The sequence below is a fragment of the Nostoc sp. KVJ20 genome (assembly GCF_001712795.1).
In the GTDB taxonomy this organism is placed as follows: domain Bacteria; phylum Cyanobacteriota; class Cyanobacteriia; order Cyanobacteriales; family Nostocaceae; genus Nostoc.
Genome location: NZ_KV757658.1, coordinates 232,340 through 255,378, shown reverse-complemented (window position 1 = coordinate 255,378; position 23,039 = coordinate 232,340). Strand labels below are relative to the sequence as shown.

Genomic DNA, 23,039 nt, shown 5'->3' with positions numbered 1-23,039 from the left:
CTCCGATCCATTTAGCCATTACCAGTGCCGCAAAGCCGATCTAATCTTCTGTAAACTTCAGCACGACTTTGCCCCGTGTTCCTCCCTGCTCTAGACGCTGATGTGCCAGAACGACCTGATCCCAAGACCATACTGAATCAATCACTGGGCGAAGCTGATGACGCTCGATGAGTTTTGTCAAAGCCTCTAATTTTGCTCGGTACTGGGGTGAAAAAACAAAATGAATCGTCAGATTCTTGCCCCATGCTTCAAGAAGCGATTGCGGAGTTGCAATGTCTACAATGCTTGTAAGCCTACCGAAGGGACGAATGATTCCTAGACTACGCTGAATTGTTTCTCCACCGATCGTATCTAGAACTAAATCCACACCCAGTCCATTTGTTTCTTGACGAATGACTTCTACGTAATCTTCATTTTTGTAATCAATCACCCGATCTGCGCCCAGTTCTGTCACGAAATCTCGGTTTCTAGAACTACACGTCGCAAAAACGTATGCCCCGATCGCTTTGGCGAGTTGAACTGCGATCGAACCTACTCCACCCGCACCCGCATGGATGAGAACTGTTTCACCAACTTGTAGATTGCCCCTAGTCACTAGACAATCCCAAGCCGTTCCGCCTGCAAGCGGAAAAGAAGCTGCTTCAATGTGCGATAGATTTGCAGGCTTCAATGCAACAATCGCTGCATCAGCCACATGATACTGAGCGTAGCTACCGAATTCTCCAAAAATTTGCGGTGAGTAATACACGTTGTCTCCCACCTTGAAATCAGTCACAGCTTCGCCAATTGCCTCAATCACCCCTGAAACATCGACTCCAAGGATGGCGGGTAATTGAACCAGTTCCTTGTAATCACCACGACGAGTTTGGTAATCGACCGGATTAATCGAGGTTGCACAAACTCTGACTAACACCTGATTCGCCTTCAGTGTTGGTATAGGAACAGTTTGAATCTCAAACTTCTCAGCATCACCAAACGCAGTTAATACGGCTGCTTTCATAGATTCCATCTGTGCCAACTCTCCTTGATTTAGAATAAACAGTGCCGTTGTACAAACCGGCCTTCACACTACCAGCACTCAACCGTTCAGAACATCGTGTTATCGTTAGCTGACGCTTCCGGGATGGTCTGAAGCACGTCCCAATGCTCGACTATCTTGCCTTTATCATCCAGGCGGAAGATGTCGATGCCCGCCCAGTCGTTGTCGCCCGGCCATTGCTGGTAGCAATGCAAGACTACATAATCGCCTTCAGCGAAGATGCGCTTAAACTGGACGCACTTGCCCGGATATTCTTTCGCCATCCTCTCGAAATATTCGATGAAAGCCTGCTTCCCGTCGGCCACCGCTGGGTTGTGCTGGATGTACACATCGCCGACATATTTCTCGATGGCTTCTGCGGGCTGACACTGATTGAACATCAGGTCATAAAACGCCGTGACCGTCTGTTTGTTGTACTCAAGTTTATCCGTCATCCGTTCCACACCTCACATTACCCGAAACGCCCAACAGATTAAATCAGCGGCGGCAAAGAAACTTGAACGCAGCACTAGCGGCTTGAGACCGTCTGCTGCATTGTTAGGTGACCGCTCTGGACACAGCACCCATTTAGATTGACGTGAGGACGAGAACTGCTCTCGGAACTGCGTAGAATGGTTTGCTGCGTTCCAGGTACCGCTGGTAGAAGGGCAGTTGCAGGATCTCGTTCAGGTACTCGTTTCCGTTACGCCAGCGCTCGGACAGCACAAACATCCCAGGCTGATCGGCGACCTCACCGACCTCAAGTGAGATGCACGCTTCCAAACGGCGGGCTTGAGGCAGGATCTCCCGGAGTTCCATTAAGAACTCCTCGCGGTACTTAGGCTGAATCATAAGCGTGTTACTCATCATCAGTTCTTTGTCAGAGACTTGTGGCATCTTTTCCTGTGGCATGTGTGTTTCTCCTTCGACTCTGTTCGATGGGAAGTTTATAGATGGACTTTTACACGCGATCAGTTAGTGCTTTTTAACTAGGAAGCGATCTTAGATTTGTGTGAAGCCACCATCGACGAATAGCTCAATGCCGCTTACATAGCTGCTGTCATCTGAAGCCAGAAAGACAACGGCTTTGGCGATCTCGTCGGGCGTACCAGCTCGTCCCAATGGGACATTTTTAGCTAGGTTCGCCACCAATTCTTTCAGTTGCTCTTCACTGAGTCCCCAGAGAAGATCGTAAGCGGGAGTCGGAATGAGACCAGGGCTGACCACATTCACTCGAATCTGGTGGTCTTTGAGGTCGACTGTCCAGGTGCGGGCAAACGATCGCACGGCGGCTTTGGTGGCGCTATACACGCTGGAAGCTGGCATACCCTTGATGGAAGCAGTTGAGGCATTCAGGATGATGGAAGCGCCCTCTGGCATCAGCGGCAGTGCCTTCTGCACAGTGAACAGTAGACCCTTGACATTGGTGTTGAAGGTTTTGTCAAAGTGTTCTTCGGTGATCGATCCAAGCGGGATGAATTCACCACCACCAGCATTCGCAAAGATTACATCCAAGTGACCTTGCTCTTGCTCGATCATGGCGTAAAGACGATCGAGGTCTGCCAGATTTGAGACATCGCTCTGAATGCCAGTCACATTCTTACCAATTTCGTTTACAGCAGCATCGAGTTCTGGCTGACGACGACCCGTGATAAAGACATAGGCACCTTCAGCGACAAATCGCTTAGCAGTGGCGAGTCCGATACCGCTAGAGCCGCCAGTGACAAGCGCAACTTTTCCTGAGAGTTTTTGTGACATGGTGTTTTCCTGGTTGAGTTTATGGGAAACGTAAGGCATGGTGATTAACGCTTATACGTCAATCAGGCATTCTTGTGAGTGTTCATCCAAGTACGAAAGTGGAATGGATTATTGCGTTTAGATGTGCGCGATAACCTTTAAGACGCAGCGCTGATCAATTCCTCGCTTTTCGCCCAAAGCTGCTTGGCTTTGTTCGCGTCGAGCGCATACGACCTGACACCGTCGGCAAACGGGTTGGGCGTGTCATCAATCGGTGCGATCGCGCAATCTTCGAGATAATGTCCACCGATCTCGTCTCTATTCACCACAACTGCGGCCCAAACCGATGTCGCGGCTGCCTGCGGAATTTCTTTCAACCCTTTCGGCGGCAGACCCGCTTCGGTGCGCGCTGCGTCAACAGCCTGCAAAAGTCCCTGCAAATCCTCCGGCGAGAGATGGCGGGGTAGATCCGTGAAACTGTTTCCGGGCATCACCGAAGCAGCCCGAATGCCGCGATCGCGATGCCGCCTGTCAAACTCCACAGCGAACAGTGAATTGGCAGTTTTCGATCGACTATAGGCAACCCATGGGTCATACGCCTGCTGCTCGAAATTCGGATCGTCCAAGTCGATATTGGCACCGCGATGCGCGAGCGACGACAAGACTACCAGCCGTCCATTCTCGGCAAGCAGCGGCTCGATCCCATTGATCAGGGCGAAATGACCAAGATGGTTGGTCCCGAACTGAACTTCAAAGCCGTCGATCGTTCGACCGAACGGAGTTGCCATAACGCCAGCGTTAGCGATGATGGCATCGAACGGCTGTTCGTCAGCCAACAGTTTATCCGCACAGGCACGAACGCTTTGCAAGGATGCTAGATCGAGATCGATCAACTCCAGGCTGCCACCTCTTTGCGACGCGGCATCACGAACCGATGCAGTGGCTAGCTCAGCTTTAGCGAGGTTTCTGACCGCACCGACGACGCTAGCGCCGTGAGAGACCAGTGAGCGGGCGGTTTCAAGCCCAATGCCCGACGATGCACCTGTAATGAGAAATCGCTTTCCCTTGAGATCAATGCCCGCAAGCACCTCGTCGGCGGTCGATTTTGCACCAAATTTTTCAACCATTTCTTTTCCTTTCGTTATAACCGGGGGTGACAAAAAATTGGGCTAATTCATTGTGTTCCTTTGTTCAGTAGGTTTGACTCTGTTTCGCGTTGCTGAGACAGCTTGCAATATCTGATTGACTTGAGGAGGTGCCAGGTCAGCCTATGCTGGTAAATACTACGAGCAGAAACGAGGGGAGGTTGAAAACGACGTGGACGACGAGACCGGGCCAGATCGATCTACTGCGGCGGAAGATCTCGGCGGTGGCAAGACCCGCCACCATTGCTGCGGGGAAGGTGTAGTTGATCCCGTGCATGAGGGCGAAGATGACAGTGCTGCCCACAACCCCAACAAACGGACCGTAGCGCAATAGCGCGTTGGTGACGATGCCGCGATAGAGCAGTTCCTCGCCGAAGGGTGAAAAGACCGTGAGGAACACCATACTTAAAACCAGAGACAGTAACCCACCGCGAGCACCATCTGCATAAACATCCTGGATATTGTTCGTGTCCCCGGTGACCTTGATCCATGCCAGGATCGCCAAACCCTTGAGCACGAAGGCAACCACTCCGACTCCGACCCCAATCAGGAGCCAGCGTGCGGAAGTGCGGCGCACACCGAAGGCGCTTAGGGAACGAAGCCGCAGCCGCGCCGCCACCGCGAACGCAATTAACGTGGCGACACCCGTCCAAGAAGTCAAGATCAGTCCGTAGATCGCGGGGTCGAGACCGAGTCGCCTGAATTGCGAAACACCGACGAACCCGACGATCGCGTAGATGACAAGACCGACGACAATCTCAAGCCAACCCGGACGGGAGGGCTTATTGAGTGAGGACTGCTCTGAAACAGCGGCGATGGTCTTTCCCTGTCCCTGTGGGGAGTTAGAAAACACTTTGGACATAATCATCACCTCCTAATACCAATTTCGTGTGAAGCTTACAGCTTCATAAATGATGGAAGATCCCCTTGCATAAGGCTTTGGAGGCTTTAATACTGTGCAAACTTAAGCCGAATTGGTATAAATTCTCTTTGTCTTAGTTCACTTGAGTGTAGTCAGTTCCAACACTCAACTTCTTGCAGATTCCTATGGAGTTTCCGATGGAATTAGCGAACCGATTTCAGTGTTACTTTAGTGAGTCATTTGAAGTGCTGTATCAAACATTTCGCACTGCCGATCGACTATTGCGCTACAAACCCACCATCTACCATCAATGTTGCACCTGTTGTAAACGATGCTAGGTCAGATGATAAAAACAGGACTGCATTTGCAACTTCAAGCGGTGTTCCAATTCGTCCGATCGGGTGAAGTCCTGTCATGTAAGCTTTGGCTTCATCCTGCCCACCTGTAGCTGCTTCAAACATATCTGTTTCGATTACCGCTGGTGCAACGACATTGATGCGAATACCCGCTTTGGCATATTGGAGCGCAGCCGCTTTTGTCAAGCCTATTACTGCACTTTTACTCGCGGTGTAGAGGGGGAAGGTAGGAAATGCAACGACTCCATACGCGGATGCCGTATTGACGATCGAACCCCTTCCCTGTTTCAACATCTGAGCGATTTCATACTTCATCGACAACCAAACGCCTTTGACATTGACGTTCATCGTGCGATCGTATTCAGCTTCTGTTTGCTCAATCAATGAGGGATTTTCGCCGCCAACTCCTGCATTATTAAAGGCAATATCTAACTGACCAAAAACGCCAACCGCTTTATCAACTATTGCTTTAACATCGGCTTCTTTCGTGACATCTGCTTGCACAAAAATCGCCTCTTTGCCAGCATCCTGAATCAATCGAACCCGTTTCTTCACCTTCATCCATTCGACGACCCACCACCACCACCTTGGCTTGCTGTTGGGCATAAGCGATCGCGGTAGCTCTACCGATTCCCGATGTGCCTCCGGTGACAAGCGCAACTTTTCCTGAGAGTTTTTGTGACATAGTGTTTTACTGGGTATGTGATTACTAATGTGATCGTCAAATCGGCAATTTACTTACCAATAAGCCCGCGAATTGCTTCGCCCTGATGACAAATGCTGGGTCGGTCGAGTGCAGTGTCGGGTTATCTCGCCGCCCGCTCCGCCTGATGAATTCAGCCTGGAATACGGGCTATGACCTTGATCTCGAAGTCGAACCCCCCGAGCCAGTTGACGCCGATCGCCGTCCAATTCGGATAAGGCGCTTCCGGGAAAACTTCGCTTTTAACGGTCATGACCGTGCCGAACTGATTCTCGGGATCGGTATGAAAGGTCGTCACGTCGACGATATCGTCAAGCCTGCATCCACCCGCTTGCAGGGTCGCCTCGAGATTGGAGAATGCCAGGCGGACCTGAGCCTCAAAATCCGGCTCGGGCGAGCCATCGCTGCGACTGCCGACCTGACCAGACACGAACAGGAGGTCACCTGATCTGATCGCTGCGGAATAGGTCTGTGACGTGTAGAGGTCATGCCGACCGGCGGGGAAAACGGCGTCACGCTGGGTCATATGGAATGCTCCTGTTGTGGGTCGCTGGAAAGCGGTGTTCGGTTTTTGCATTTTTTACAGTTTCTTCACCTTCATCAATTCGACGACCCAGCACCACCTTTGCCTGTTGTTGGGCATAAGCGATAACTTCGTTAAGCTTTCCTTCTCTACGAGAGGCTGCGCCAACGGAACGCTGCGCGAACGCTAACGCCGTTGCTCGACCAATACCCGTTGTGCCGCCAGTGACTAACGCCACTTTATCTTGAAGTATCATTCTGTTTCTCCTGTTTCAATCAATAAACACAGTTGCAAATCCTGCGGCTAATCGCGTCCTGCCACGATAATTTTTTCTGCTAAACCGATCGGATTAGAAAATATCACCTCGTGACTACCGGGCATTTGTACAAGCCGAAATATCCCCAAGCGGTTAGACATTCTCGGATGCCAACCCCACTGTTCGCTTTGAGGGAGGACATTATCTTCTGTACAGTAGAGGTAACTTTTAGGAATGGGCAACGAGTAAAACTGCTTCAAGTCCAACTTGTCAATTAACGGTTGATACGGTTCGGGCGATAATTGTGCGTAACTAGATTTAGCCAGGTCGAGGTCAGTGTCGTTGAGAAACGTTTCTCGCCAAATCTCAAAAGGTAGCATCAGCGTATTGTCGTCCGATGTTCTCGCTAGTTGGTCGTTTAACGTTTGATAGTCCGGTGGGAGTATATCTCTGAGGCTTTCACCATCATTGAGGACAAAAGCATCTAAGAAGATGAGCCGTCGAATGCGCTCATGAATTGCTTCGGCAACTTTCGCAATAATCGTGCCACCGAAACTATGTCCGAGTAGGACGATATCGGTTAAGTCTTTGTCAACAATGTAATCGACGATCGATTGTGTACATTGAGCATGGTTAACATTCTTATTCGCGCCTTTGCCATGACCTGCGATCGTGGGAGCAAACGCTTGATGCCCTTTAGCTTCTAAATGTTTGATGACAGGTTCCCAAGCAGAACCGTCATGCCATGAGCCGTGAACTAAGACAAAAGTTGACATTGGATGACTCCTACATTTAGTCGCGATCGCTAAGTGCGATCGATTAGTGTGTTTGAAGGTAAGTTGGGATCGATCGCCTTACGCGCACTGTCAACGCCCACGACGGGAAGTGTACCCGGGTCGAGCAAGCCGACTTGAACCAATACACTTGCCTGATCCCAGTAAATGTGTTCGTGGGCTAGTTTGCCGTCACGGAACTGGACGATCGCTACTACTGGCACTTCCACCCGTTTTCCGGTGGGAGCAACGCCGGGTAATATCCATTCCATCCAAACAGTATGAGTGAACTTAGCCACCATTTCATCCACGAGTTGATCTGTCCCGATCGTGCGCGAGATTAGGGTCAACTCCGTGTCCGGCGGCATCTGTGGAATGAGGTATTTGGAATAAAACTCGCGCAGTGCTGGTTTCCCGACTCCCCCAGTCATTACCGGGATGTGGTTAACATAAGCATCTTCAACCATCGTAGCGACGGCATCTTCAGTACTGTGAGTGCCAAACTCGTACTGTAAATGCTCTTCCCAAAGTGCTTGCAAATACTCCTGGGCTGGTGTCAAATTGGTAGTTGCTTGTAAATTTGCTTGTTCGTCTACAGTTTGCTCTTTGAGCATGATTAAATACTCCTGGTTCTATCTATCTAAAGTGTCTTGAGTTCCAATGCTTGACTGCTTTCAGATTCTTAAAATGATTTGTCAGATTCTTGTGATGTTAGTGAACTTGTTTCAATGGACGTATAAGCATTCAGCGCCTGTTTCACGAATCAGTTTGGCGGTTTTTTAACCTTCTGCGTCGCGTCTGCCTGAGAATACTACCTTTGCTCCAGCAGCACCGAAGGCGATAACTTCTCTGCGAGACGCTACGCGAACGTTAAGCTTTCCTTCTCTACGAGAGGCTGCGCCAACGGAACGCTGCGCGTAGCTTGCTTCCCCGTAGGGGTACGCTAACGCGGTTGCTCTGCCGATTCCCGATGTGCCACCAGTGACTAACGCCACTTTATCCTGAAGTATCATTCTATTTCTCCTGAAATCTAAGTCCGGTTGTTCTCTCTTGAAATAATCATGAAATCGCTTTAGAAAAAAGCTTAGACAAATCTTGCAAGCATTAGGCTAAGAGCAAAGGAAAAGGCATGAACGCTGACATGGGATAACATCGCAGCCTCAAGCGAGTATTGCCAAAAGAGCCAACCAAAAGCAATACCAGCAATCCCATTGAGTAATATCGCTCGGATAATCACAAGCGGAGTGAGGGGAACGATCGCGGCAGTCGCTGGCAGGTGTAGTAGTCCAAATACCAACGCGGCTAGAACGATCGCACCCTGGTAAATCCCTTGACTTGGCAACGTAACGCCTTGTTTTAGCCCTTTCCACGCGATCCAAACAAGCAGCGACATTAACCCCCAGCGCATCAGAATTTCCTCAGTGATGCCGCCATAAAGCATTGCTGTAAGCAAACTCAGCCAATTCGGTTCTGTGTTATTGGATGCCTGTAGCGCTTCAGGTAGAGCAGGTTTCATGAACCGATCGAGCAACAGGAGAATGATCGTCGTCGCTGCACCCACACCCAAGCTCCATTTCATCTCAATGACAGAAAATGGAATCTTAGGGGTATGAAGTACCCAGTAGTCAATCAAATGTGAGCGTAATCCAACGCGGTAGGCACAGCCAATTCCGATCAGAATGCTGATTGCCAGTAGAACTGTAAGCTGTAGTGCTTGCAGCAGTATTAAAACCCACAGTGGCGGAACTTTTGCCAGTATTTCTGGAGACAGTTTCGCCAACTGTTGCTCAACTAATGGAACCGACGTAATCGAAATTCCCGCAATTCCCGCAATGCCCAACACAAATAGAATCCCAAATTGTTTCAAAACTGCCATTGATTTAATCTCTAGAGACATCAGAATACTGGGTAGACACAATGCCAAGATAGAGAATAACAACTGGTGACTAACGCCACCTTATTCTGAAGTATCATTCCTATTTCTCCTAAAATCTAAGTAGTAGGGTGAGCATTGCCGACCATTTTGTAAAACCCTTCACAGTAAGGTTTTGTGGGCATTGCCCCCCCTACTGGCTTGCTGTCACTTGAACGTAGGTTAGATAACTACGTTGCTCCAGTCGGTTGGCAGCCCGCAAGTGGGATTTAGGTGTTGGCAACTCATAGTTTGCAACGGCTCTATCCTAAAATTAGGGTTCGATAACCACGCCGCTCCAGTCGGTTGGCAGCACGTCGGGCATCGCGACGATTTGGATACTCTCATAAATCCATTTCCGATTGTCACGGCTGCGGTAATAAACCACAAATGGCCGATTGCGCCGGTCGTCACCATACTGGTAGTCACGATGCTGGTTATCACGATATCGATCGCGACGATCGCGATCGTACTGAGCGATTGACATATTCGGCTCTCGGTCAAGGTTATGACCAATTTTTTCTGAATCTAGTGCCTGTGCTGTAAAGGGCATATTTACTATGAATCCCGTACCCACCAGTGCTAGCAAAATTATCTTTTTCATGAGATTAGTTTGAAGGTGTAATTGGATTGATCAGGCTTTGAGAGCGCTTTAGTCGAGTGATAGTCATGTCCCAGGCGCACATTGCTCTACATTCCGCTCACAGGTAGCAAACTTGTGAGTTTTGATCAGTTCGCCGTATACCCGCCATCGAGGTTATTGCTAAATCTGTTTTCGACAGCATAAATTTTGATCGTTCCACCCGCTGTTGAATTATGTACTGGTGTGGAGAAACCTCGCTCGCTTGTTTGAACAAACTTGCAAAATAAGTCGGGCTAATGTTGATCACTTCTGCAAGTTCAATTAACGACAATTCTCGATCGACGGTGAGTCTGAATATAGTTGAGTACTTGCTGCAATTGGGTGCATGTCAAACCTCTGTGTTTGAATTCAAGGGTTGGCGTTGGCGTTGTTAGCATGATTCAAACTTGGCAATTTATTCAACAAAACAGGCAAAAACTAGCGATCGCGCACTCGATCACTTACTAGCACTAACAAACAAGTCAGATATGAATAGAGCTTAGTGACTTGCAGCAATCATGGCTGTCATCAACTCTGTCATTTTCCAGCGTCCGGTATATCGAATGTTATTGATAAATAGGGCTGGAGCAGCCGTTACTCCACTCTTGCATCCACTTTCAATATCTTTATTGATACGATCAATATGCACTTGTTTAGACAACTCTTTGAGAAACTGAGGAATATCAAGCCCTAAATCATTAGCGTACTCGACAAGATAACCATTCTCCAACTTTTGTTGATGAGCAAATAAAGTATCGTGCATTGACCAAAACTGTCCTTGAACAGCGGCGGATTCAGCGGCTTGGGCTGCCCGTTGAGCATGAGGATGAATCTGTATTTGCGGAAAATGACGGAAGATAAAGCATAAATAATCCTCTCCCAAAGAAGCACTAAGCTCTCGTTTGATCGCTTTAATCAGCTTGTAAACGTCCGCACTTCTAGAGCATTGATAGTCTCCATACATCACCAGCACGACCTTGGCACTCAGCACACCTTGCATCCAATCTTGGGTTGACGGTGGTACAAGTAACGAACTGTGGCTACGATCGTCGCTCATCTTTCTACATCGGTATCAAACATGGAACCTTGCAATTAAGTTGCTCAACCAATTACTCCATTACGATTGACATAAATTCAATATAGGCAATCGACTTTAAGTTGTCGTCTATAACGAGTTAAAACTTTTACAGTATAAATCGGTAGAACAACCGCTCTATCCCGAAATAGAAGATTGGTTATAACTCAAGTTAGATTCAAAACTTAATTGCACGGTCAATCCTATCCGTCTGACGTGATCGAGAGCCGTTGCCTACATCATCTGGCGGATCGGGCGCACAATCACTTCGTTGACATCGACATCATCCGGCTGAGACACGGCATACAGGACAGCTCTGGCGATCGTGTCCGGGTTGAGTGCATCTTTGCGGAGTTCTTTCAAGAAGCCTTTTGCTGGCTCGTCCGTAATATCAGAGCCGAGTTCGGTCTCAACCACGCCAGGAGAGATGATGGTGACGCGAATCGTTTTTGACTCTTGCCGCAGTCCCTCGGAGATTGCCCAAACTGCGTACTTGGTTGCGCTGTAAACTGCGCTAGTGGGTACTACCACATGGGCACCAATCGACGCGGTATTGATGATTTGTCCGCTACCTTGCGCTTCCATAATCGGCAAAGCTGCTGCAATGCCATTCAACACCCCGTTGATATTCACGTCGATCGTATTGTCCCATTCCTCGACTTTCAAAGCATTCATCGGGGACAGAGGCATCACGCCTGCATTGTTAAAGATGACATCGACGCGATCAAACTTGTCTTTTGCAAACCCAATGAACGCTTTCACATCTTCTCGATCAGTAACATCTACTGCTTTGAATTCTGCTGTACCGCCTGAGGCGTGGATCTCCTCAACAATCTTTTCGAGCTTTTCGGTGCGCCGTGCGCCCAAAAGCACCTTTGCACCGTTTCGAGCGAGTAACTTAGCTGTGGCTTCGCCAATCCCGCTACTGGCTCCAGCGATCGCAATGACTTTGTTCTCAATGTTTAACATCGTTGTTTTCCTTTCTGTTCGTGTTCAGTGCTGTGAACTAAATATTGATTTCCATACCTCGGTCATGAAGGTGAAACCCTTGTCCACAATTCTGTAAATTTGTTCATATCTAGAAAGGCGATCGCTTCGATTACTTGGTCGTCTTTCATGCGGAAATACCAAGTGTAGGTATTCCGATACGGTCTGCCGTCTCTGGCGGTCGCCTCCCCGTCCCATAGCACGATCACCATATCGCCGTCCACCCAGATGCCGCGTACAGTCGGGACGATCCGGGCTGATAATCGGGCACTGGTCGGGCTGACGACTTGATCGAGTAATGCTTGTCGGCTGCGATATGTACCCGCAGTTGCACCCGTTCCAGTAATTGTCCAGGTTACATCCGGGGCAAGCAGATCAAAGGCACTGCCAGTTCCGTTGCGCCATTGGGCGAAAGACTGCTGGACAGTTGCTTTGTTGCGTTGCTCGATCATCTGAGTTGCTTGTGCATCTGCTGGATTAGACGGAGTTGCTTGGGACAAGTCTGCGATCGCTGAAGGCTGAACCAGGAAGGACTGTTGATTCAATACTGTCGGGTAATCACTTGACCCAAACGCAGTCACATTCGATTGAATCTCTGCCTTCGCGCGAGCTTGCATCATCACCGGAATAGCCAACAGCCCAATCAGTCCTGCTCCCGTGAAAATTTGACTTAAATAACGCACTATTTCAATCTCCTCAAGCTAATTTTTACTTGGATTTGCTTCCAGTCAATCTATCAACAGCAGCTTCTATTGCAGTTTGTCCGGTGCGCGTTTCTATCTCTGGGCTACTTTCAAAGACGATATGACCAGAGTTGAAACCGCGCATCATCTCGCTGTAGCTGTTGACGGCTTCAGGTGAAAAGCCAAAGCTGGAAATCGTTGCTTGCCAGTCGCTTTCGGGAACAGCAATTGCCTGTACATTACGGTTAAGCACAGCGGCAAAAGCAGCAGCGACATCGTTTGGTGAGTAGTCGATCGGACCATGCAGTTCGATGATGCGCTGACCTTTCCAGTCTTCAATCATGGCTTCAGCCGCAGTGCGCCCGATGTCTTCGGTCGAAACCATGGGCAGCCGACGATCGAGTGGAGCAAAAAAACTGGGCAGTACCCCTTGTTCGGCAGCGATCGCGGCGGCACTCCCCCAATTCTCCATAAACGATGCCGCTCGCAGAACTGTGACGGGAACTGCCAAGTTGCCCAACATGCGCTCTAAAATATGGGTCGTCAAAATGTTGCCCGTACCGGAAGCGTGCTGTGAACCAACCGAAGACAGTAACACGACCTTCCGTGCATCAGCGTTTGTAAGGGCTTCAACATAACACTCGCCGATCTGTTCTGCCAGCGCAAACATATCGCTGACGTTGTAAGCAGGTGGGTTCATCACATAGACGGCATCCGCTTCACGCATCGCGGCGGTCATCGCTTCGACATCAGTGACTTCGGCAACCGCTACGTCTGCACCTTTCTCTCGCCATGTACTGGCAGCTTTATCAGAGCGCAAGACAACGCGCACTGGAAAATTTCTCTCAAGCAAAGCGTTAGCCACTGCTGAACCTGTCTGTCCCGTCGCTCCAAAAACTACATACATAAGGTTCTCCTGCTCATTAATCATTCCGGTCACTCAGGCGATTTTTGCCTTCTTGCATCATTGCCTGATCCTCATCTTGTCTATTAGTCTAAGTTCAGCATAGGTTGGAAAAGCTGTTCTTGAAATGCCCAAACCTATCCGATGATTGCCTAATTCTCCAGAGCGATCGTTTGCAGATATTCTATAATGTCAACTGTAAGGTATTGAGTTAGTCGAGTCTCTGCTATGACAGTCGTAATCTCTCGCCCTGACATAATCGCGGATTACCGCCAAGAAATCGCCACACGGATCGTGCGGCATACCAAATCCAGCGGCAACATTATCCAACCCACGGCGATCGAGCAATTAGACTTTGCGCGCTCAGATACAGTATCTACCGCACCTCATAGCGTGTATGAACCCATCCTGGCGATCGTCGTTCAAGGTCAGAAAAAAGCATTTCTGGGTCAGGAGACGTATCAGTATGGTGCAATGCAGTATCTCGTCGTTTCCGTTGATTTACCGCTGAGTGGCTTTGTGACTGAGGCGACACCTGACAAGCCGTATTTAGGGCTGAAGCTGAACTTAGACTTGATGCAATTGTGTGAGATGGTTGCCCAAATGGGTTCCAGTTCGGCAAAGCCAGAAAACTCTATTCGAGGTATATCGGTTAGCAACGTCGATCCAGCGTTGATGGAGTGTGCCCTTCGCCTCGTCAAGCTCTTAGACACTCCGCAACACATCTCCATGCTGGCATCGTTAATGATTCGTGAACTCTATTACCATCTGCTGATCGGTGAACAAGGGGAAGCCGTGCGTCAAATTGCCACATCCGGCAGTAATATGCAGCGAATTGCCTTAGCGATTCAACAAATCAAATCTGATTTTACCCAGCCGATGCGGATCGAGGATTTAGCGAGTCAGATCGGGATGTCTACTTCGTCGTTCCATCAGCACTTCAAGCAAGTCACTTCGATGAGTCCGCTTCAGTATCAGAAGCAGTTAAGACTGTTAGAAGCGCGTCGTCTGATGCTCGCTGAGGATTTCGATGCGACCTCTACTGCCTACCAGGTGGGATATGAAAGTCCCTCACAGTTCAGTCGGGAATATTCGCGCTTGTTCGGTGCGCCGCCCATTCGAGACATTGAACGGTTACGGACAGCTTGAACGAAGACTGCTAGTTATCCATTGACTACAGCAACCCTATAAACTGACAATGCCGCGCTTAACGGCAACAATCACAGCTTGAGTGCGATCGCTGACATCTAGCTTATTCAAAATCCGATTAACATGAGATTTAACCGTGCCTTCACCGATGCTCAAAGACGCCGCAATCTCGGCATTACTCATTCCCTGCGCCAGTGAGCGGAGTACTTCTAGTTCTCTTTCACTCAATTCTGGATTGCTGAGGCGCTGTACCAACTTTGCTCCCACATCTGGCGGAATGTACTTCTGACCACGATGAACGGTACGAATGGCATTCAGAAGCTCGTCCGGTTCAGTTTCTTTCAACAGGTATCCTTTTGCGCCTGCCTGCAATCCCCGGTAAATATCTTCGTCACTATCATACGTGGTCAGTACAATAATCCGAGCAGATTTAACGATCGCACAAATTGCACCAATGGCGGCAACTCCTTCCACTTCAGGCATTCGCAGATCCATTAGCGTTACATCTGGTTGGTGTTCCCGAAAGGCGGCGATCGCCTGTTCACCATTTTCGGCTTGGGCAATCACCTGCATATCTGGGTCACGGTTAATAATCGTGGCTAATCCTTGCCGAAAAATGGCGTGATCGTCCGCAATCAGAACCCGAATGGTCGTGGCTTGGCTCATTGTAATGCTCACTCAAGGGTTGACGGTGACAATAATTTCTGTTCCTTGTCCAGGTTGACTCCTAATCGTTAGTTGTGCGCCGATGCGCTCTGCCCGTTCGCTCATGCCTAGTAAGCCAAAACCCTCAGAGGCTGAAATACTCCCAACTCCAAAGCCCTGTCCATTGTCTTTCACGCGCAAGCAGAATCGATCGCGATCGTAGACTAGCTCCACTCGAATTTCGTCAGCATTGGCGTGTCTAATCGCATTGGTTAATGCTTCCTGCCCAATCCGTAGTAGGTTATTCTCGACTTCAGTGGGTAGAGAATACACTGCACCCTCAATCCCATAATATAGAGTGACATCCATTGCGGCAGTTCTGATTTGAGCAACGAGACGATGTAAAGCACTCTGTAAACTGCCCGACTCCAAAAGCTGAGGACGGAGCGCTACTACCGATCGCCGCGCTTCAGTCAGTCCAGTTCGTGCCAATTCTTTGATCAGGTCTAGGTGTGCCCCAGTTGCTTCTACATCATCCGTTAGCACCTGTTTTGCCGCTCCCACCTGAGCCAGTATGCCTGTAAACGCCTGAGCGAGTGTGTCGTGAATTTCACGCGCCATGCGGTTACGTTCTTCCAGAATCGACGCGGCTTCTGCTTGCTTTTGCAGCGTAATATCTCGCGCTAACCAAATCACCTGTTCGTGCTGAATCGGGGCAATGCGAGCCGAAAACCAGATTTCTCGTCCAGCGATCCACTCGCTGTATTCAACGGTGAGGACTTGTTGGGTTCTCAGCACCTGCTGAATGTAACCCAGGAATTCATCGGCTTGTTCTTTAGCATAGAGTTGATGCAGTGTTTTGTCAGTATACTCCTCCATATACTCGTCTTCATAGGGCAGCTTTCCTTTGATCGCACAGACTAATTGCCCTTGGGCATTGAAGATACACAGCGGATCGGGAATGGCTGAAAAGAGCGCCCGCAGTTCTGCTTCAGAGGCTTGCAGCGCGGCTTCTGCCTGTTTGCGATCGTTGATATCCGTATAAACTCCCAACGCTCGGATGGGTTCACCGGATTTATTCCAGGAAACAATTTTGCCGACAGAAAGAATCCATTTCCACTGACCATCCCGGGTACGCAGGCGATACTCTGCTTGATAGTTGGGGACTTCTCCAGTCATAAAACCATTGTAAACTGCAAACATTGATTCTCTGTCATCAGGATGCAAACTCTCAACCCACCTAGATTTGGTCTCGTGAAATGTTGCTGGATCGTAGCCCAGCATTAAAGCGTATTCTGGGTTAACCACGATTTCTTCAGTTTTGAGATTCATATCGTAGAGTCCCTGATTTGAAGCGGTTAATGCTAAGCGCAGTCGTTCTTCACTCGTTTGTAGAGCGACTTCTGCTTGTTTGCGATCGCTAATATCTGCAATCACCCCTTCGATGTAGTCATCGGCTGCATTCAGATAAGAAGAGAAAAGTCCCCAAAACGGTGTACCATCTCGTTTTTGCAGTTGCACTTCAAAGTTTTGCAGTTCACCATCACGCTTCAGCAATTCAATAGCTTGTTGGTGATCGCACTGATTTGCGTAATAGCCTGTGGTGTGTTCAAGCCTAATCATCTCCTCTGGTGAATCAAAGCCAAACAGATTGGCAAAGCGTTGATTGGCGTCGAGAATTAATCCATCACAAAGGCGGGTGCGGTAGATGCCAACCTGCGAGTTTTCAAAGATAGTTCGGAACTTGGCCTCACTGCGTTGTAGTGCCTCTTCTGCTTGTCTACGTTGGGTAGTGTCATTGCCAACCGATAAGATTTCAACGACATCTCCCTGGTCATTGAAGATGGCTTGATTCGACCAGGCCATCCAAACTCGCCGTCCGTCTCGACACAGATTTTCACCTTCGCCTTGCGGGTACGATTGAGGATTACGAAGTAAATCGTGGACTATAGGTCTCACATCGCGTCCAGAGAGTTCGGCTTCTGGAATGATGGTTTCAAATAAGGTTCGCCCTAAAATCTCATGTTCTTCATAACCTAGGAGTTTTACCCCATAATCGTTGATATATCGAATCCGTCCTTGCGGATCATAGCGAATGATGACTGAATTCGCAGTTTGGATCAGGTTACGGTAATTGGCTTCACTTTGTCGTAACGCAGCAGTTCGTTCTGCGACCTGTTGCTCTAAAGTGCAGTTGTAGTCGGCTAGGAGTTTCTCGGCTTGTTTGCGCTCTGTAATGTCCTGAAAAGTAGTGATCGCATAAATGATATTGCCCTGTTGATCAAAAACCGGTGTTCCCCGTGCCTCAATTAGAATTGAGACATGATCTCGACGAATTTCTATATCTTCAGTCCTGATACGTTCGCCCCTTAATGCCCGCACAGTAGGCAAGCTCTCCGCTGGATAGATTTGATCCGTTCCCGCTACATAAAGCTGATAAGCCTCTGATATCTGCTCCGGTGCTATGGAAGTATCAGTTTCTTTGCCCGTGAGTTGATTGCCGCATTGGTTGGTATAGTAAGGGCGACCCGTCGCATCCACGATCCCAATTCCCACCGGAATCGCTTCGAGGAACTGGGTGATCTTGCTTTCCTTAGCCCGCAGTTCTGAGTAAAGGTTGGCATTTTCGATGGCGATCGCTGCTTGGGTCGATAATAGCTGCAAGACCTGCGATCGCTCTGGTGTAAATACTCCAGCTGCTAACCGATTTTCTAAATACAATACACCGACCAGCTTGGCTTGATTCAGCAGCGGCAAACAGAAAACTGATTGAGGCTGGTTCTGTTGAATGTATGGCTCATTAATAAAAGCACCTTCACGAGTCGCATCATTTAAGGTGACAGGCTTTAGAGTCCGAATTACATATTGAATGATTGATTCTGGCAATTGATGGGTAATTGGAATAGACTGTAACACCTGAGTCGCACAAGCATTCTCATCGGCATTGAGTTCACAAGCCGCTTCAATCGACCATTCTCCTGAGTTTTCTAAAATTAGATATCCGGTTTGTGCGCCAGCATTCTCAATTAAAGTTTGCATCAGTGATCGCAGCAGTTGCTTCAGTTCAATTTCACGAGAAATCGCCTGTGAAGCTTTCATCACAGCTGCTAAATCGAAAGCGGTATGGAAGGGATTAGTGATAGTTTTAGCAGTAGTAGGAATTGATGTGGAAGCGGCTCTAGACGACTGAGAAAAGAACTGTGGATAGCGTTTTTCTAAGTCTTTAACTTTAGCGGTTGCGCCCCAGCGATCGTAGCAATAGTGCGCCTCTTTCATATAAGTTTGAGCAATTTTCTCTCGGCCTCGCGCTAGATAGTGTTTAGCCGCTAATTCATAAGCTAATGCTTCTTCCTGGATATACTCATTTTCAGCAGCACCTGCGATCGCCCGTTCATAAAACTCCTCAGCCTCAAGAAATTGCCCTAAGACTCGCGCTTTCTCTGCCTCGACTAGATAAAATTTATGTAGATAATTCATTGGGGCGTGTTCTGCCCATTTCTGCATTTTTTCTTGGTTGGTGTTAACACAACTCAGCCAAGCTGCTTTTTCAGAGTTTGAAGTATCAGGCGATAGGCTCAAAAGCGCCAGCGAATGATAGAAACAGAATATAGGTAGAACCGTTATTGCTGTCACCTCTTCAAAATGTTGCCTTGCCAAAATAGTAGTCTGTTCAGCTTGATGGTGTTCTTCAAATAAATAACACAACATGACTTTGTGCAAATAGAGTATCTGGATTGCAGTTCCATCTTTAACTGCAATAGCGTGTGATAACGCCTGTTCTTCATTATGTAGCCTACTAACTAAGCGGCTGGAATTCTCAGGCCTATCTTGCAAATTAAGAATAGTCTGTCGCAATATTGCCAGCCAATTCGAGGGACTTTCTCGTCTAATTTGGTCAATCGACTTGCTGTAAACTGCTGTTTTTTGTTCCAGTTGGGTAAGTTCCTCTCCAGCAAAAAATGAGTTATAGCACACGTAATATGCAGCATAACCAGCAGTTTCAAAGTCTCCAGTTTCCACTCCATTTTGATAGGCATCAGCCAGCATGGGTATTGTGTTCCTAAAATGCACCTTCCAGTTCATGATATGGACATTTGAAAACATTAAGGTTCTAGCATTTCCTCTGGTATTCAATCGTTCTGCCAAACCCAGAGCCAATTTGCCGAACTCATAACCCAATTCAATGTCTTGAACAACTCCACATAGAACAAACCCGTAGCCAGCATAAAACAGTGATGACCAGATAGCATTCCCATAGTTGATTGATAAATTTACCGTTTTGAACGTAATCAGTATCCACAGTGCTGGTAACGTTAGAAATGCAGCAGACCTCATACTCGCTAGGATTGACATTACTGCCAGCGGTTCTGGTGCAGCCATCTCTGGTAAATTAATCAAGTCTTTAATTTCTCGTTGGGCGAGTAGTGTAGCCGTTGACTCCGATTCCCTTTGAATATCTGCCTGACTTGGATTTTCTATTAAATCTATTCCCAGGAGCTTTAACGCTTCCAATCCAGTTTCTACTGCTTCTTTCAGGTTGCCCTGTGACAAATATCCTTGAATTCTGCTATCGTAAGCCTGCACTTTGTCAACCGCTGTTTTGGCACGAGCGAGTACCACTTCTACCAACTGTTCCATCTCATCAAAGCAACCATGAAGATATGCTGCTTCTGCTGCTTCTGAGTACAGCGCTAAGGTGAGGTCATACTCACTGAGCCAACTCTCTGAATTGAGGAGTTTAAGCCCTGTAGTGAAATACTTAAAAGCTGCTTCATAAGCCGTTGCTGCCTTTGCTTTCTGACCTGCCGTTAAATTCAATCTGGCAATTTCAGTTCGTTCTGGTTGAGCAGTGACAAGCTCCGTTCCTTGATCGAGATGATCCACAATAGTAAACAGTCGATCGAATCGTTGCTCCGGTGAAGTTTTTTCGAGTAAATTGCGACCGATTTGGAGATGAACCACTTGTTTGCACGACTCATCAATTAGGGCATAAGCCGCTTGCTGCACGCGATCGTGCAAAAACTTGTAGTCTTGAACTAACAAGTTTTCGTCTAATTCAGATAAAGGTTGAATTAATTCAGCTTGTATTGCTGCTAGTAAACCCTGGAAAATCGCTTGAGGCGAGCGCTCACAAATGATCGCTAACGTTTTTAAATCAAATTCAGCTCCAACACAAGCGGCTAAGCGAAGAATTCGCCGTGTTTCATTTGGCAATTTCTTCAACTGGATCAGCAGCAACTCCACCACATTATCGGTAATATTTTGGGCTTGAATTTTAGCAATATCCCACTGCCAGCTTAACTGTTTTGCATTAAAGAGTAACAGATTTTCGCTATACAGCATTCGCAAAAATTCACCGACAAAGAAAGGGTTGCCTTCGGTTTTACGTAACACTAATTGGGCTAAAGAACGAACGGTGTCAATATTGCGACCTAGCGTCTCGGCAATCAGTTGACTTAAGGGTTCGAGCGTTAAGGGTGCTAAGGTAATCTCCTGAAGTACTGCCCCTTGGTTTCGTAGTTCTAAGAGCGTTAATACTAGTGGATGCGTTGGATGCACTTCCGAGTCTCGGTAGGCTCCAATCAAAAATAGATATTGGGTTTGCTCGTCGAGTAATATTAACTCGATTAACTTCAGCGTCGCGGAGTCGCACCATTGTAAATCGTCTAAGAAGATCACCAGGGGATGTTCTTTTGAACAAAACACCCGCACAAAATTTTGAAAGATTCGATTAAAGCGATTTTGAGCTTCAGTTGCTCCAACTTCAGGTACAGGTGGTTGTTTGCCAATAATTAATTCAACTTCCGGAATGACATCAATGATGATTTGCCCATTGCTTCCTAAAGCTGAGAGCAGACGATCTCGCCACTGTTGCACTTGCTCATCCGGTTCCCCCAGAAGTTGCTGCACCAACTTTTGCAGGGCATCCACAATGGCGCTGTAGGGAATATTGCGCCTAAATTGGTCAAATTTACCCGATATGAAATAGCCGTGCTTTGCTGTGATGGGTTTATAGAGTTCTTGCACTAATGCTGTTTTGCCAACGCCAGCGTAACCAGCAACGAGCATGAGTTCGACATTGAATTGAGTATTTTCTATGCCTGACTCTAGTTGACAAATTTCGCCAAACGTTTCTTTTCTAACCACTCTGTCAAACGCCGCCAATAATGCTTTAGTCTCCGCTTCTCGTCCATACAGTTTCTGAGGAATGCAAAACTGTTCTGAAACATCTTGCAGTCCCAACGACATGGCGTTGATCTGACCCATTTCTGCCAGTTGCCCGGCGCAGCGTTCTAGATCCGCTTTGATGCCCCAGGCACTTTGATAGCGATCCTCCGCATTTTTCGCCATCAACTTCAAAATTATGCCTGAAATAGGTTTGGGAATCGTGGCGTTCAATTCATGCACAGGAATCGGCGGTTTGGCAATATGACAATGAACTAGCTCCAGGATGTCTTGAGTGGGGAACGGTAGCTGTCCAGTTAACAGTTCGTAGAAGGTCACGCCCAGCGAGTAGAAATCGGTGCGATAGTCGAGCATCCGGTTCATCCGCCCAGTTTGCTCTGGCGACAGATAGGCAAGCGTGCCTTCTAACACATGGGGACTTTTGAACGTCGGATTCGTGCGGTTAAATTGGGTTGCAATCCCAAAGTCAATAATTTTGACAACGCCAGTATCCAGATTAAAGACTATGTTTCCAGGGTTGATATCTTTATGAATGACATTGGCTACATGGATTCTGCCCAGAATGTCGCAACTAGCGATCGCAAGACCAAGAAAAGTGGATAAAGGCATCGGGCAGAATATATCTGGACGCTTATGCATCCATTGCTCTAAGGACTCTCCTCCAAAATCTTCTAAGATAATCACCAGGGTGCGTTGATAGTCCTCCTGGCTGTATGCCTTGACAACTCCTTCCAGATTTAGAGAGCGAGTAATTTTATATTCCTGTCTGTAGCGGGTTAGTTCTTGAGGTGAGGGATAATCAAGCTTTAGCATTTTTACGATGATCCCTACTCCATCCTCTCTAATGCCTCGATACACTAGAGAATTAGAACTTTCGTATATTTTGTTTTGGATAAAAATACCAGGTAGAGCGATCATAGAGCAACTCTTTAGAGAATAATCTGGCATAATCCAAACTATACAGCAATCTAGCTATCTACATCTTTCATCTTCTGAGGTTTTATTTGGTTTCGTTCATTTCTAGCCAGTTGCAGAGTAATGGCGTTCACTTACGAGCGCTGTATCAATTATGTAGAGCGTTTCTACAGCACTCATTTTACAACTGGCATAGCACGGAACACCAGTTGCGCAAAGTTTTGCCCTATCCCTCGTACAACTTCTTCACTGTCCCGTTATGGTGATATGGTTGAGTCGATGGGGGATAGTCGGGTAAGGTTTGAGTGTCATCGGGACTGAATTTTGTGATACGTCCCCCCCGAAGTGAGGCTAATAAGCGGCCTTCTTTTTCCCATAGGTAAAGCGAACTTCGGTGTCCGCTAGTGGTAAGAACAAAATCGCCATCAGGACTAAATACAGCGCTCTTAACTTGATCGTCATGGTTACTCTACTCAAGTCTGGAATCCCCCCAGAAAACTGAGTTTTTCCAGAACGAATCGCATTTACAGGTATCTGATACCGTTGGCGAAATATTGCTTAACAAAAAAACTGCTGCTTTACCGTGTA

The 23,039-nt window shown here is 47.8% G+C and carries 21 protein-coding genes and 1 pseudogene; 1 reads left to right on the top strand and 21 read right to left on the bottom strand.

Going from position 1 to position 23,039, the window contains the following annotated elements:
• Positions 1-40: 40 nt before the first annotated feature.
• The 19 genes and pseudogenes from A4S05_RS24835 to A4S05_RS24750 form a co-directional block, all read right to left on the bottom strand.
• On the bottom strand, positions 41-1,009 hold the full coding sequence (locus A4S05_RS24835) for a zinc-dependent alcohol dehydrogenase family protein (RefSeq protein WP_069072431.1): 969 nt from the start codon (positions 1,007-1,009) through the stop codon (positions 41-43).
• A 77-nt stretch (positions 1,010-1,086) separates the two neighbouring features.
• The gene (locus A4S05_RS24830; protein WP_069072430.1) at positions 1,087-1,473 is read right to left on the bottom strand and encodes a nuclear transport factor 2 family protein; all 387 of its coding nucleotides are present in this window, start codon (positions 1,471-1,473) and stop codon (positions 1,087-1,089) included.
• A 133-nt stretch (positions 1,474-1,606) separates the two neighbouring features.
• Entirely contained in the window at positions 1,607-1,930 is a 324-nt protein-coding gene (locus A4S05_RS24825; RefSeq protein ID WP_069072429.1) for a putative quinol monooxygenase, read from the bottom strand.
• Positions 1,931-2,020: 90 nt separating this feature from the next.
• A complete protein-coding gene (locus A4S05_RS24820) occupies positions 2,021-2,776 on the bottom strand; it encodes a glucose 1-dehydrogenase (protein ID WP_069072428.1) in 756 nt (251 codons plus the stop codon).
• A gap of 137 nt (positions 2,777-2,913) precedes the next feature.
• A complete protein-coding gene (locus A4S05_RS24815) occupies positions 2,914-3,882 on the bottom strand; it encodes an SDR family NAD(P)-dependent oxidoreductase (RefSeq protein ID WP_069072427.1) in 969 nt (322 codons plus the stop codon).
• Between the two features lie 136 nt (positions 3,883-4,018).
• The gene (locus A4S05_RS24810; RefSeq protein WP_069072426.1) at positions 4,019-4,762 is read right to left on the bottom strand and encodes a CPBP family intramembrane glutamic endopeptidase; all 744 of its coding nucleotides are present in this window, start codon (positions 4,760-4,762) and stop codon (positions 4,019-4,021) included.
• 278 nt (positions 4,763-5,040) lie between these two features.
• A pseudogene (locus A4S05_RS24805) lies at positions 5,041-5,803 on the bottom strand (SDR family oxidoreductase).
• 151 nt (positions 5,804-5,954) lie between these two features.
• Complete coding sequence (locus A4S05_RS24800; protein ID WP_069072425.1) at positions 5,955-6,347, bottom strand: RidA family protein; 393 nt, start codon at positions 6,345-6,347, stop codon at positions 5,955-5,957.
• The gene (locus A4S05_RS24795; protein WP_069072424.1) at positions 6,334-6,600 is read right to left on the bottom strand and encodes an SDR family NAD(P)-dependent oxidoreductase; all 267 of its coding nucleotides are present in this window, start codon (positions 6,598-6,600) and stop codon (positions 6,334-6,336) included. The genes A4S05_RS24800 and A4S05_RS24795 overlap by 14 nt, the downstream gene beginning before the upstream one ends.
• A 47-nt stretch (positions 6,601-6,647) precedes the next feature.
• Positions 6,648-7,376 carry an alpha/beta fold hydrolase gene (locus A4S05_RS24790; protein ID WP_069072423.1) on the bottom strand — a complete coding sequence of 243 codons (729 nt, stop codon included), beginning with the start codon at positions 7,374-7,376 and terminating at the stop codon, positions 6,648-6,650.
• A gap of 29 nt (positions 7,377-7,405) precedes the next feature.
• On the bottom strand, positions 7,406-7,987 hold the full coding sequence (locus tag A4S05_RS24785; RefSeq protein ID WP_069072422.1) for an ester cyclase: 582 nt from the start codon (positions 7,985-7,987) through the stop codon (positions 7,406-7,408).
• A 165-nt stretch (positions 7,988-8,152) separates the two neighbouring features.
• On the bottom strand, positions 8,153-8,386 hold the full coding sequence (locus tag A4S05_RS24780) for a hypothetical protein (protein WP_069072421.1): 234 nt from the start codon (positions 8,384-8,386) through the stop codon (positions 8,153-8,155).
• A gap of 71 nt (positions 8,387-8,457) precedes the next feature.
• On the bottom strand, positions 8,458-9,249 hold the full coding sequence (locus A4S05_RS24775) for a CPBP family intramembrane glutamic endopeptidase (protein ID WP_069072420.1): 792 nt from the start codon (positions 9,247-9,249) through the stop codon (positions 8,458-8,460).
• Positions 9,250-9,559: 310 nt separating this feature from the next.
• The gene (locus tag A4S05_RS24770) at positions 9,560-9,862 is read right to left on the bottom strand and encodes a hypothetical protein (protein WP_256091147.1); all 303 of its coding nucleotides are present in this window, start codon (positions 9,860-9,862) and stop codon (positions 9,560-9,562) included.
• Positions 9,863-9,986: 124 nt separating this feature from the next.
• Positions 9,987-10,175: a helix-turn-helix transcriptional regulator gene (locus A4S05_RS43605; protein ID WP_256091146.1), complete on the bottom strand. Its 189-nt coding sequence runs from the start codon at positions 10,173-10,175 to the stop codon at positions 9,987-9,989.
• Between the two features lie 231 nt (positions 10,176-10,406).
• Positions 10,407-10,964, bottom strand: a complete 558-nt coding sequence (locus tag A4S05_RS24765; RefSeq protein ID WP_069072419.1) for a DsbA family protein — start codon at positions 10,962-10,964, stop codon at positions 10,407-10,409.
• A gap of 252 nt (positions 10,965-11,216) precedes the next feature.
• Positions 11,217-11,951, bottom strand: coding sequence for an SDR family oxidoreductase (locus A4S05_RS24760; protein ID WP_069072418.1), 735 nt, complete (start codon positions 11,949-11,951; stop codon positions 11,217-11,219).
• 62 nt (positions 11,952-12,013) lie between these two features.
• The gene (locus A4S05_RS24755; RefSeq protein ID WP_069072417.1) at positions 12,014-12,652 is read right to left on the bottom strand and encodes a nuclear transport factor 2 family protein; all 639 of its coding nucleotides are present in this window, start codon (positions 12,650-12,652) and stop codon (positions 12,014-12,016) included.
• A 25-nt stretch (positions 12,653-12,677) separates the two neighbouring features.
• On the bottom strand, positions 12,678-13,583 hold the full coding sequence (locus A4S05_RS24750) for an NmrA family NAD(P)-binding protein (RefSeq protein ID WP_256091144.1): 906 nt from the start codon (positions 13,581-13,583) through the stop codon (positions 12,678-12,680).
• 201 nt (positions 13,584-13,784) lie between these two features.
• On the opposite strand from A4S05_RS24750, the gene A4S05_RS24745 reads away from it, so the two are divergent.
• On the top strand, positions 13,785-14,705 hold the full coding sequence (locus tag A4S05_RS24745; RefSeq protein WP_069072415.1) for an AraC family transcriptional regulator: 921 nt from the start codon (positions 13,785-13,787) through the stop codon (positions 14,703-14,705).
• A 36-nt stretch (positions 14,706-14,741) separates the two neighbouring features.
• Here A4S05_RS24745 and A4S05_RS24740 read toward each other — a convergent pair whose 3' ends face one another.
• Positions 14,742-15,371 (bottom strand): response regulator, encoded by a 630-nt coding sequence (locus A4S05_RS24740; RefSeq protein WP_069072414.1) that lies wholly within the window; start codon positions 15,369-15,371, stop codon positions 14,742-14,744.
• A gap of 12 nt (positions 15,372-15,383) precedes the next feature.
• The gene (locus A4S05_RS24735) at positions 15,384-22,454 is read right to left on the bottom strand and encodes a PAS domain S-box protein (protein WP_069072413.1); all 7,071 of its coding nucleotides are present in this window, start codon (positions 22,452-22,454) and stop codon (positions 15,384-15,386) included.
• Positions 22,455-23,039: the final 585 nt, after the last annotated feature.